This is a genomic window from Bacillus sp. JJ1521, from assembly GCF_036965165.1.
Lineage (GTDB): Bacteria > Bacillota > Bacilli > Bacillales > Bacillaceae_L > Ferdinandcohnia.
Genome location: NZ_JBALOX010000016.1, coordinates 1 through 10930, shown reverse-complemented (window position 1 = coordinate 10930; position 10930 = coordinate 1). Strand labels below are relative to the sequence as shown.

The 10930-nt window shown below is 35.7% G+C and carries 12 protein-coding genes; 7 read left to right on the top strand and 5 right to left on the bottom strand.

All coding sequences use genetic code 11. The features are described 5' to 3' along the window. Window positions 1–122 precede the first annotated feature (122 nt). Window positions 123–410 (bottom strand): hypothetical protein, encoded by a 288-nt coding sequence (locus V7147_RS03590; RefSeq protein ID WP_335366495.1) that lies wholly within the window; start codon window positions 408–410, stop codon window positions 123–125. A gap of 197 nt (window positions 411–607) precedes the next feature. Here V7147_RS03590 and V7147_RS03585 point away from each other — a divergent pair, with 197 nt between their 5' ends. The 5 genes from V7147_RS03585 to V7147_RS03565 all read left to right on the top strand — a co-directional run bounded on the left by V7147_RS03585 (window position 608) and on the right by V7147_RS03565 (window position 5375). Next, window positions 608–1156 (top strand): cysteine hydrolase family protein, encoded by a 549-nt coding sequence (locus V7147_RS03585; RefSeq protein WP_335366494.1) that lies wholly within the window; start codon window positions 608–610, stop codon window positions 1154–1156. 36 nt (window positions 1157–1192) lie between these two features. After that, a complete protein-coding gene (locus tag V7147_RS03580) occupies window positions 1193–2668 on the top strand; it encodes a nicotinate phosphoribosyltransferase (protein WP_335366493.1) in 1476 nt (491 codons plus the stop codon). A gap of 36 nt (window positions 2669–2704) precedes the next feature. Then, the gene (gene nadE, locus V7147_RS03575) at window positions 2705–3523 is read left to right on the top strand and encodes an ammonia-dependent NAD(+) synthetase (protein ID WP_335366492.1); all 819 of its coding nucleotides are present in this window, start codon (window positions 2705–2707) and stop codon (window positions 3521–3523) included. 108 nt (window positions 3524–3631) lie between these two features. Further along, on the top strand, window positions 3632–4552 hold the full coding sequence (locus V7147_RS03570) for a WD40/YVTN/BNR-like repeat-containing protein (protein WP_335366491.1): 921 nt from the start codon (window positions 3632–3634) through the stop codon (window positions 4550–4552). Further along, window positions 4545–5375 (top strand): hypothetical protein, encoded by an 831-nt coding sequence (locus tag V7147_RS03565; RefSeq protein WP_335366490.1) that lies wholly within the window; start codon window positions 4545–4547, stop codon window positions 5373–5375. The genes V7147_RS03570 and V7147_RS03565 overlap by 8 nt, the downstream gene beginning before the upstream one ends. Window positions 5376–5420: 45 nt before the next feature. Here the strand turns inward: V7147_RS03565 and V7147_RS03560 are convergent, their stop codons facing one another. Then, a complete protein-coding gene (locus V7147_RS03560) occupies window positions 5421–5636 on the bottom strand; it encodes a hypothetical protein (protein ID WP_335366489.1) in 216 nt (71 codons plus the stop codon). A gap of 213 nt (window positions 5637–5849) precedes the next feature. Next, the gene (locus V7147_RS03555) at window positions 5850–6422 is read right to left on the bottom strand and encodes a DUF502 domain-containing protein (protein ID WP_335366488.1); all 573 of its coding nucleotides are present in this window, start codon (window positions 6420–6422) and stop codon (window positions 5850–5852) included. Window positions 6423–6702: 280 nt separating this feature from the next. On the opposite strand from V7147_RS03555, the gene V7147_RS03550 reads away from it, so the two are divergent. After that, a complete protein-coding gene (locus tag V7147_RS03550; protein ID WP_335366487.1) occupies window positions 6703–6969 on the top strand; it encodes a Parvovirus coat protein VP1-like protein in 267 nt (88 codons plus the stop codon). Window positions 6970–7026: 57 nt separating this feature from the next. On the opposite strand, the gene V7147_RS03545 is transcribed toward V7147_RS03550, so the two are convergent. After that, window positions 7027–8004, bottom strand: a complete 978-nt coding sequence (locus V7147_RS03545) for an aromatic ring-hydroxylating dioxygenase subunit alpha (protein WP_335366486.1) — start codon at window positions 8002–8004, stop codon at window positions 7027–7029. Between the two features lie 272 nt (window positions 8005–8276). Here V7147_RS03545 and V7147_RS03540 point away from each other — a divergent pair, with 272 nt between their 5' ends. Further along, window positions 8277–9611 (top strand): uracil-xanthine permease family protein, encoded by a 1335-nt coding sequence (locus V7147_RS03540; RefSeq protein ID WP_335366485.1) that lies wholly within the window; start codon window positions 8277–8279, stop codon window positions 9609–9611. An 86-nt stretch (window positions 9612–9697) separates the two neighbouring features. Here V7147_RS03540 and hmpA read toward each other — a convergent pair whose 3' ends face one another. Next, the gene (gene hmpA, locus V7147_RS03535) at window positions 9698–10918 is read right to left on the bottom strand and encodes an NO-inducible flavohemoprotein (RefSeq protein ID WP_335366484.1); all 1221 of its coding nucleotides are present in this window, start codon (window positions 10916–10918) and stop codon (window positions 9698–9700) included. Between the last annotated feature and the right edge of the window lie 12 nt (window positions 10919–10930).

The following is a 10930-nucleotide window of genomic DNA, read 5'->3' as shown; positions in this document are numbered from 1 at the left end:
TTTTTCAGCAATTGAAAGTGATGAAGAATTTGAAACAGTTTCCGCGGCCTTTGACGAAATCTTCGATGAGGAATTAGATGAAGAATAAATCAATTTGGACCCCAATTTTGGGGTTCTTATTTTTACTCCTCATTCCATTCATCGATAATTTCTTTTACCTTCTTTTTATCAATAATATTAATGGCATAATATGTGATTTCTTTAATCATCATTTTCCTTACAGGATGATGGGATACCCCATAAATATCTCCTAGGACTAAAACATCTACCACTGTAAATCCTATTAAAATAATCATCGGTTTTCTATTTCCGGTCCAAGTACCTTTTGTTCCAAGTACCACTGGAAGCGGGTCTTTTTTATTGTTTATGTACTCATATACCCAGTCTTGTTCCGTTATTGTTTTAAACATGTATCCAACTCCACATCCATATTGCATCCTTAAGATTTTACAAATAAGTGCAATTCTATTCAAAAATAAACAAAATTCATATAAAATAGACGTTATATCCAAAAAAAATTTCCACTAGAAGTAATAATGACCTACTTTAGCTTATCTTTTTGTTATGAAATCAAACGTTTGTTTATATTAAGAGGAGGAAGAGAAACATGAAAAAAGCGTTGTTAAATGTAGATTATACAAATGATTTTGTTGCTAGTGACGGAGCATTGACTTGTGGGAAACCAGGGCAATATATTGAAAAAGAAATTGTTCGCATCACTGAAGAATTTATTTCAAATGGGGATTTTATTGTATTTGCAATCGATCTTCACAAAGAAGGTGATGAACTGCACCCGGAAACTAAATTATTCCCACCTCATAATTTAGAAGATACATCCGGAAGATTGCTTTATGGAGATCTCCAAAGAGTGTTCAATGAGCAACAAACCAATTCGAATGTTTATTGGATGGATAAAACAAGATATTCTGCTTTTGCTGGCACTGATCTTGAAATTAAGTTGCGTGAACGTGGCATTACAGAAGTACATATAGTAGGCGTTTGTACAGACATTTGTGTCCTTCACACTGCGGTTGATGCCTATAACCGTGGATACAAAATTGTCATCCACAGTTCGGCAGTGGCAAGCTTTAACCAGGCTGGACACGAGTGGGCACTCGGACATTTTAAAGATTCAATCGGCGCAGAAGTTAGATAAAGAGAAAGTAACGGGTTATATTGGAGGGTATTTTTGATGAATAAGCATTTTAAGGATGACAGCTTTGCATTACATACAGATTTATATCAAATAAATATGGCTGAAATTTATTGGAGGGAAAACGTACATAACAGAAGAGCTGTATTTGAAGTAAACTTTCGGAAACTTCCATTCGGTAATGGGTACGCCGTTTTTGCAGGCCTTGAAAGAATCATTCATTTTCTTGAAAACTTTTCATTCAGTGAAACAGATATTGCGTATTTAAGGGAAGAAGGATATAGGGATGACTTTCTGGACTATCTTAAGGATCTTCGATTTACTGGAACCCTAAGATCAATGAAGGAAGGAGAAGTCGTTTTTGCAAATGAACCTCTACTTCGTATTGAGGGTCCAATCTGTGAAGTTGTATTACTGGAAACTCCAATTTTAAATATTATCAATTACCAAACCCTTATTGCGACAAAAGCTTCACGAATTAAGCAAGTCGTTGGAGACCAGACTGCGATGGAATTTGGTACAAGACGTGCACAAGAAATGGATGCAGCAATTTGGGGGACGAGAGCTGCCTATATTGCTGGATTTGATTCAACATCAAATGTTCGCGCAGGCAAATTATTTGATATTCCTATTTCCGGCACACATGCTCATTCGCTTGTTCAAGCCTATAGGGACGAATATCAAGCATTTAAACATTATGCAAACACTCATAAAGATTGTGTCTTTCTGGTTGATACATATGATACTTTGAAATCCGGTGTTCCAAATGCAATTAAAGTTGCTAAGGAAGAAGGAGAAAATATTAATTTTATTGGAATTCGCTTGGATAGTGGTGACTTATCCTATTTATCTAAAGAGGCACGAAAAATGCTTGATGAAGCAGGTTTTAAAGATGCGAAAATTGTAGCATCGAATGATCTTGATGAACATACAATTATCAACTTAAAATCCCAAGGTGCTAAAATTGACTCATGGGGTATCGGAACAAAGCTGATTACTGCCTATGACCAACCCGCACTAGGCGCTGTCTACAAGCTTGTGTCAATTGAAGATAAAAATGGGGATATGGTAGACACTATAAAAATAAGCGGTAATCCTGAAAAGGTTTCGACACCTGGATTGAAGCGAGTGTATAGAATAATCAATAAGAACAGTCAAAAATCTGAAGGTGACTATATTACACTTGAGCACGAAGATCCACAGAATGAAAAACGAATAAAAATGTTCCACCCGGTTCATACATTTATAAGTAAATTTGTTACGAATTTTGAAGCAAGAGAATTACAATATACGATTTTTGATAATGGAAAACTTGTATATGAGATTCCAACTTTACAAGAAATCCGCGCGTATTTAAATGAAAATCTAGAGCTACTTTGGGACGAGTACAAACGTACTACGATGCCCGAGGAATATCCAGTCGACTTAAGCCAGGAATGCTGGAATAATAAAATGAAACGAATTGAAGAAGTAAAAGAAAATATTGAAGATATGATTGGCAAGATTAATGGATAAAAGTTTGTTGCACCTTTTTAATTGGAGGGAACTTTCATGAGTATACAGCAACAGATTATGAAAGAATTACATGTAAAACCTATAATTGATCCAAAAGAAGAAATCAAACTTAGAGTAACTTTTTTAAAGGAATATCTTATAAAAAGTAAGACGAATGGATTTGTATTAGGGATTAGCGGTGGACAGGATTCAACATTAGCGGGCAAGCTATGCCAATTAGCTGTCCAGGAACTTCGAAATGAGGGGCATGAGGCTACTTTTATTGCTGTTCGTTTACCTTATCGTGTTCAAAAGGATGAGGATGATGCCATCGCAGCATTATCATTTATCAAGCCTGACCAAGCAATTACCTTTGATATTGCTACTACAGTTGATGCATTTGTGGCTGAGTACAAGAAATCAACTTCTGATGAGATCAGTGATTTTAACAAAGGAAATGTAAAGGCAAGAGAAAGAATGATTGCGCAATATGCGGTTGGAGGCATGCATAATTTATTAGTAGTAGGAACAGACCACGCCGCCGAAGCAATCACCGGATTCTTCACGAAATATGGTGACGGTGGAGCCGACTTAATGCCATTAACAGGGCTAACTAAGCGACAAGGACGTGCCATTTTAAAGGAATTAGGTGCAGAAGAACGTCTATATTTAAAAGTTCCAACAGCGGATCTATTAGATGTAAAGCCCCTGCAGGCTGATGAAACGGAACTGGGTATAAGCTATGAACATCTTGATGATTATTTGGAAGGAAAAGAAGTACCAAAAGAAGAAGCCGAAAAAATAGAAAAACGTTATCAAATTTCCAAGCATAAACGACATATGCCAGCAAGCATGTTTGATGATTGGTGGAAATAGTATTGGGCCTGTTTCTGTATTAGGAACAGGCTTTTTTGTAAATAATGCTATTGCGACTTGGAAACTTTTGTTAAAATGAAGGTGACAAAAGACAAAGGAGCTTATCTTTTGAAAAATCTAGTTATCGTTGTATCTAGTTTAGTGATACTGATTTTAATCATTTCGATTTTTAATTATGTAAAACCTATTGAGGATACTCCACATCTGCAAGATGAAATAACTAATCCAGCTGAACCGCAGGATAGACCTGAGCCTTTGCAACCAACACTTGTAACAGATTCAATTGGATACTCCTTGCAAAATAATGGACTAAAGATTACATATGACAACGGGGAAAACTGGGTTACAGTTCCAATCGAGGTAGATCAGCTATTTAGTGGCGAATATAACGGAAACAAAACGGAACTTATTAATGACAGTTTTATACTTAAAAATAATAGAACAATGTTTTTATATGCAGAAGGCTCATATGAATTGGGCTATACAATTAAAATAAAAAAAACATTAGATAAAGGTGCAACCTGGACGGAATCGATCGTATTTGAAAAATCCTCAGGCATTAGGTTTCGAAAAATTGATTTCCTAAACGAAGAATTCGGCTATGTCATGTTATCGGGTGACAGGACGATGTCACAGGAATGGTCCGGTACGTTTATAACAAATGATAGCGGAAAAACGTGGAGAGAAGCGGCATCCGCAGGTACAACTAGACTCATTTATAATGGTGGGTTTATCGACGAAAGTACTGGATTCTTATCGTACGGAGTCATTAATCCTGAAGAGCCTGATTTTTATGTAACGAACGATGCTGCCCGTTCATGGAATAAAGCGATCTTTTACATACCTGACAAATACAATAAGGTTTTTGTTACTGCAGAGGTGCCATTTAAAGAAGAAGATCATCTTTCTGTTTTCCTAAATCAAGGTCCAAATGGTGATTATATGGGTGGAGAGGTAAAAGGAAAGTTTGTTTCATATGATAACGGTTTAACGTGGGAGTTTGCCATGGAGGTAGAACCAAATGAATAATCGAAAAAATATTGTTGGAGGATGGATTTTATTTGTTCTCGCTATCGGTTTCTTCTGCCTGCAAATGGGCTATTTTTTCCTCCATGCTAAATTTTTAATTGAATATAGTGATAATCGTTTATTTTTTGTGATTAATATTCTCGTTGCTATTCTTTTAGGTCTGTCAATTCCGATGCTATTAAACCTAAAAAAGAATGGAAAAATTATCTGTTCATCTGTATTACTGATATTTTTAGTTTTAAATGGCATCATGCTTTTTAAACATCCAATCAACCATATCATATGTTTTTCACCAGATTTTAAGCATGTGTTCGTAGTTAAAGAGAATGTGGGTGAAGCTATATATTATCGTACTTATTATGGATTATTTGCTCGCCAAAAGGAGACCTTTCCATATCAAACGAAGGGTGAATATACAATTGAGTGGTTAGCAAATGATGTTGCTGTGATGACCTATAAAGCTTTGGACGACTCACTCCATCAATATATTGGTACATACGGCGACCGTGGTAGGGGGGGATCGTATTATTATGTTGGGGCAGCATTACACGGTGAATGGAAGGGTGATATTAGTAAAATATCTACTCACACAGAAGGCATTACCGTCGAACATGCTGGAAATAAGGAAACTTTTAGCTGGGATCATGTTGTACAATTTGGAACTTTGGCAGTCGTTTTAATTGAAAATAATGAAGCTAAATGGACGATTGCTTTAAATGATGATTTTAAAATGGATCATTATTTAGGAATTGGTGTTGATGGAACGATTAGTCTTTATAAGGCATCAATGGAGAATAATGAAATTTTCACTCTAAAAAGATAAGAACGCACGCTTCAATAGATGCGTTCTCTGATATTTATCCTCATTTTATCGTCTTCTTTTTTTTGGATCAAGAACAGGATTCTTTTTCACAATACGTTCTATCTCAACCTGGATATGGACATTTTTTTCATCAATATTGGTTACTTTGGATACTTTGCCTTTTTTTCCTTTTATTTTGATAGCATCGTCGACAGATGGTACATTTTGCACCAGTTGAGTTAATAAGAGATTTTTATTTTCAAAGTAATGAACAACATACATGCTTATCACCTCATAGAATTCGTAATAAGTGCCCAATTATTTACGTGATAATATATGTTTAAAATTCATTTTGGTCCTTAAAATTAAAAATGTTTTTAAGTGGAGAGAAAACGGAAAAAGCATTGTGGTTTAATGTAATATTATTATGTAAACCTAAACAAAAAGAACGTACAAACTTAATTGATGTACATTCTTTTAAAAAGTGTATATATTCTACTTAGATGTCATCCCACCAGATACTACAAATTTCATTGCATCCTCAGGCTTGACATCAATAATTTCAACTTCATCCTTCGGAATAAGGAAGGTGAAGCCTGCGATTTGAAAGCTTTGCTGAATATAAACAGCCACATAGTCCTTCAATGGATCATAAAAACTTTCCACATCTTCAGTGGTGATAAAACCAATTACTTTTACATCCATTCCAGGTATCGTCACAAGCGCGACCTTTGAAAAAGATTTCTTTTCACCAAGAAATGAATTAAATGTATCCTTAATAACAGTGTATAGAGTTTTAATTAACGGGATTCTCTCTAACATCCTGTCAATTAACCGGATAATAGCCCCAGCAAATACTCTCGTTGATAACCAACCTAAGATCGTAATGACAACAAACGTGAGCAATAATCCAATTCCGGGAATATAATCCTCTCTAAAATAAGGCTTCAGGAAATTCCCCAAAATTCCATCTAAAAACAAAAATACTTTAAAAACCACATATACAACTAAAATAATCGGAACAATTGTCAAAATTCCATTAATAAAATTTCGTAAAATACTTTTCATATTATTTTCTCCTTGTATCCCTTTTCGCACTAAAGTGAGTGCTGCTTAAAGATTTTACACCATGGTCAAACAAGAATTCAAATGTCTATGGTTCTATTTTTTATTTAAAGGATTGGCCTTTGTTATTGGTAAATAATATTAATGATAATAATACCAAACACTTATCAGATTTTTCAATTGTTTTTAATAGTCTCTAAGCTATCTCTGGCAATAGCCCTTCCTTTCATAAAATCACAACATATTTTATTAGTATAGTTCGGATTAAAAGGAGGGGAGTGTTATGAGCAAGAGAAGAGGGCTCGGTTTTTGTATGCCTGGCTATAGATGGTGTGGTCCAGGCTGTGGTGGGTCCGGTCCGCCAACGAATCAAGTAGATTCATGTTGTATGAGACATGATCTTTGCTATCAACGATATGGTCCGTCTCGGGAATGTGACTTGGCTTTTATGGAGTGTTTACAAAAACAGAGAAATCGATATACAAAAGAGGGAAGAGATGCCGCTTTTTTTTATAATGTAATGAGATTTCGAAATACATTTAGGCGATGAAAAAAGGTGCCAATCGATTCCTTAAAGAAGCTAGGATTGGCACCTTTCTTATTGATATTAGGCAGTTCCTAAAGTAACACCAATTTTTTTCAAATATTGACGATATGCGATACTCATACGGTCTGATTTTAAGGAAAGCTCGACTTGTAAATCTAGAGGAAGATCTTCAGGCTTCTGATTTTCAACAATTGGCTTATCCTGTGAAAAAATCATATCTTGGAACTTAACAGTTTCTTCGTCAGTTGTACCTGTATCATAGTTAAAAGAAATAATTCCATGAGCAATTGATTTTTCTGCTGTAACAGGCTGAATCATAAGGATAATTGACATTTTATTGTCATTATCAGGGTCTCTCTTAGTAAATTGAACGACAAGTGGATTGAAAATTTCGTATGTATAATAAACATCCTTAGCAACCCCAGTTCCGTCTGGATCTGGCTGAAAAATCGCAATCTCATCAGAATAGATACGCTCTTCATCCTGATGAACATTATAATCACCAATTACAGGTTTATTCTCATCACCTAAAAAGCCTACGTGAACGAACGCAAGGTGACCAACATCTAGGAAATTTTCAACAACCCTTGGTGGCTTCGCATTGATTTCTGTTTGTCCCCATAAAACATTGTGATAGCTTTCATCAAGAAATGGGCGATATGTAAACATTTTTGGATTATTATTATTTAAATTTACCCATACATAGCCATATTCTTCTCTGCATGAATATTTAATTGCCTTCGCTTTTAATGGGATTTTTCTTCCTTCAGGTAACTGTGGAATCTTTGTACAATCTCCATCAGCGTTATATTCCCATCCATGATATGGACAAACGAGCTGTCCGTCCTTTACACAACCTAATGAAAGTGCAGCACCACGGTGTATACAAAGATCTTTAAATGCATGAATTCCTTCTTCAGTTCTAAATAATACGATTCTTTCTCCTAAAACAATTACTTGTTGCGGTTCTTCTTTAATAGTTTCAGCTCTAGCTGCAACTATCCATTGATCTCTTAACACTTGGTCTTCAACTAACATGACCAATCCTCCTTATAACTTGTATTCCCTCATTCATTTTATATAGGCGGACGAATGAAGTCAACAAAAACCGAACATTAATGATGCTTAAAAATAAAATATTCGTATTCTCTATTTACATTTATAAAAACCTTCTTTATAATGCAAAATATATTAAGCAATATGTTAATAGTGTTTTTATTAAAGGACCTTATATTTTACCATTATTAACCAGAGTTTCACTTTTAAAGAAGCAGTTTTTATACTTATTTCACAACATTGGGGGAAGAACAGTGGAACAAAATTCACAAAAACCGAACTTATCTGTCGGAATCAATGACAAAATTAGTGTTGGTAAATCTCTACTATTAGGTTTTCAACACGTACTTGCAATGGATCTTTATATTGCACCAATTATTATTGCGGGCCTACTTGCGTTAAACACCATGGATACAACTTACTTCATTCAAATGTGTTTTCTAGCAGCAGGTATCGCAACACTCCTTCAAACAATTGGTGGGTTAAAATTACCTGTTGTCCAAGGTCCATCTTATGTACCAATCGGTGCCCTTGCTGCAATCGGTGGTAAGCTTGGATTAGGAGCAGTATTCGGTAGCTTAATACCAGGTGCTTTATTAATTGCAATTTTAGGATACCCATTAAAAGTATTTGCAAAAACCGTTAGAAAAATTATTCCTCCGTTAGTAGGTGGAACAGTAATTGTCATTGTGGGGATTTCATTAATGCCAAGTGCATTCAATAGCATTTACACTTCACCGGGAAATGTCGGACATAACGTGATTGTGGCTGGTGTTTCAGCAGGAGTTTTATTGGTTTTTATGTTACTTGGTCGTAAAAAATCTGGATATGGTACATTTTTCCGTTTAGTATCTGTTATTTTGGCAATTGTAGTTGGAACAGTAACAGCTTCTTTCTTTGGGAATGTGGATTTTTCTGCAGTAAATGATGCAAAGTGGGTCTCACTACCAAGTTTCTTCCCATTCGGAAAGCCGGTTTTTGATCTTCAAGCTATATTAACAATGGTCTTTATTTATATGATTATTTTAATTGAAACGACAGGTACTTGGTTTGTTGTATCAACAGTTACGGGTGAAGAGTTGGATGACAAACGTTTAAATCGAGGATCTGTAGGTGAAGGGATTGGCTGTTTTGTAGGTTCTTTAGTTGGTGGAACACCAGTGACAGGTTATTCATCAAATGCTGGTATTATCGCAATTACAGGTGTTGCAAGTCGTATGGCGATAATTGCAGCAGGGATTATTTTAATTGTTCTTGGTTTAATTCCAAAGCTCTCTGCAATAATAACTTGCATTCCTCAGCCTGTTATCCAAGGTATTTTTGGAGTTGTCTGTGTGGCAATCGTAATGAATGGTCTTAAAGTTATTCAACATATAACAATTGATGACCGCAATATGATTGTAATCGGTGTTCCTATTCTTTTAACGGTTGGAACTATCGTTTTACCTAAAGAAATTCTATATAGTGTTCCTGATTTTGCTAATTATATTCTTTCTTCCGGTACTGCTGTAGGTGCAATTGCAGTATTGATCCTCAACTTGCTCATTCCTGAAGGAAGGAAAAAAACAAAAACTGAGTCATTATCATAATTGTAAATGCCATCTAGCTTGATACTAGGTGGCGTTTTTATATTAAAAAAGGCCCTCAAAATTTGAGAGCCTCATTAATTATTGAATTATACAGTAACTGCTTCCATTGGTTCTTCCAATTCATCTGCGGGACCGAAGAATTCAAAGTGAATATTTTCTGATGCAACTCCCCATTCTTTTAAGGAACGATACATCATTTTCATAAATGGTACCGGACCACAGAAGTAGAAGTCTGCTCCTTTAGTACCAACAGTTGCTTTTAACCAATCAAGGTCAACGAAGCCTTCTTTATCAAAATTCATGTCTTGACGGTCTTGATCAGTAGGGGATGAGTAGGTAACAAAATTCTTTACATTTTCATGCTTTTCAGCAAGGGCTGAAACCTCATCTTTTAACGCATGAACTTCACTATTACGCGCACCATGGATGAACATTACTTCACGTTCTGGTTGTTGCTCAGCGATCGTATTTAACATGCTTACCATTGGAGTTAATCCAACACCTCCACTAATTAAAATAGCAGGGGTTTCTTTTGCTTCAAGAATGAAGTCACCAGCAGGGGCACTTACTGTGATCACATCGCCTTCGTTAATTTCTTGATGTAAGTAATTTGAAACAACGCCATGCTCTTCACGTTTTACACTGATTCTGTAAAAGTCTTTACCTGGTGCATCTGAAAGGCTATAGTGACGGATATGTGTATATTGATCACCTTGTGGCTGAACTTTAACAGTTAGGTATTGGCCGGCTGTATAAGATGCAATTTCTTTTCCATCCTCAGGCATTAGATAGAAGGATGTAATGACTTCACTTTCTTTAACCTTACGTTCAACAACAAAGTCTCTGAATCCTTCCCAACCTCCTGGCTGTTCTTTTGCTACCTGATACATTTCTTTTTCCACACCGATGAAAGCGTCCGCAATCGCACCGTAAGCTTCAGCCCACGCATTGATTACTTCATCAGTTGCTGCATCGCCTAAAACTTCTTTAATTGCTCCAAGTAGATTTTCTCCAACGATTGGATAATGTTCTGGTTTAATTCCTAATGCGCGGTGTTTTTGAGCGATTTGTTTTACAACTGGAATTATCGCTCCCAGGTTATCAATATGAGCTGCTGCAGCGTATACTGCGTTAGCTAATGCAGTTTGTTGACGACCTTGTCTTTGGTTTGCATGATTGAAAATATTTAATAATTCAGGGTTATTTTTAAACATACGCTTATAAAAATGAGTTGTAATATCTTTACCGTATTTTTCAAGAACTGGAACTGTGCTTTTCACGATTTCAATAGTTTTTTGATTTAGCATTTAATGACGTCC

Excerpts from the sequence above, each read along its gene's own strand:
- V7147_RS03590 (WP_335366495.1), bottom strand. The coding sequence starts at position 410 with ATGTTTAAAACAATAACGGAACAAGACTGGGTATATGAGTACATAAAC.
- V7147_RS03585 (WP_335366494.1), top strand. The coding sequence starts at position 608 with ATGAAAAAAGCGTTGTTAAATGTAGATTATACAAATGATTTTGTTGCT.
- V7147_RS03580 (WP_335366493.1), top strand. The coding sequence starts at position 1,193 with ATGAATAAGCATTTTAAGGATGACAGCTTTGCATTACATACAGATTTA.
- nadE (WP_335366492.1), top strand. The coding sequence starts at position 2,705 with ATGAGTATACAGCAACAGATTATGAAAGAATTACATGTAAAACCTATA.
- V7147_RS03565 (WP_335366490.1), top strand. The coding sequence starts at position 4,545 with ATGAATAATCGAAAAAATATTGTTGGAGGATGGATTTTATTTGTTCTC.
- V7147_RS03560 (WP_335366489.1), bottom strand. The coding sequence starts at position 5,636 with ATGTATGTTGTTCATTACTTTGAAAATAAAAATCTCTTATTAACTCAA.
- V7147_RS03555 (WP_335366488.1), bottom strand. The coding sequence starts at position 6,422 with ATGAAAAGTATTTTACGAAATTTTATTAATGGAATTTTGACAATTGTT.
- V7147_RS03550 (WP_335366487.1), top strand. The coding sequence starts at position 6,703 with ATGAGCAAGAGAAGAGGGCTCGGTTTTTGTATGCCTGGCTATAGATGG.
- V7147_RS03545 (WP_335366486.1), bottom strand. The coding sequence starts at position 8,004 with ATGTTAGTTGAAGACCAAGTGTTAAGAGATCAATGGATAGTTGCAGCT.
- hmpA (WP_335366484.1), bottom strand. The coding sequence starts at position 10,918 with ATGCTAAATCAAAAAACTATTGAAATCGTGAAAAGCACAGTTCCAGTT.